This is a genomic window from Marinagarivorans sp., assembly GCF_982758155.1.
In genome coordinates, this window is sequence record NZ_CEXWTU010000010.1 from 46,703 (window position 1) to 47,240 (window position 538).

Genomic DNA, 538 nt, shown 5'->3' on the forward strand with positions numbered 1-538 from the left:
GGCGCATTGAAAATTCCAACCCTGCAAGCATAGATTAACTCAGAGAAATACAATCTAGATGCTCTTAATGACCCTACGACGACTTTTCCACCACTAAATCGGCCTCAAATTTAGGTGAAAATTCAAGCAATGCTTGCATAGTAATACTTAACTGGCTCTGCGCAGATTCCGCCACGCGCTCACGTAAAGCACCAAACTCCTTGCCCCACAACCCGACGGGTTCAGTCGGCAGGGCCTTAGCTAAATCCGCCACCTTAATCTCCAGCAATACGACTAAGTCCCATAGCGTTAGCTCGGCAAAGCTTCGACACAGCGCATAATCGCCGTTATTCGTTTCGACAATCCAACCCGCTGAAATCAACGCATGACGCAGCGTTTGCCAATGCACGACCCCAATGCCTAGGCTGTAACAATCTTTGTCCGTTACTACAACCCCTTTTTGATGGCGCTTATAGAATAGCGCCAAGCACTCCACGGCTTGCACCAGGTCGGTTTTACGGCCACGAATGTGAACATAATTTCGCTCGGCTAAGGTACG

General features: G+C 48.9%; 1 pseudogene. It reads right to left on the reverse strand.

The features are described from left to right. Nucleotides 1–73: 73 nt before the first annotated feature. Nucleotides 74–538, reverse strand: a pseudogene (locus AC3A8L_RS02580) (hypothetical protein); the annotation flags it as partial.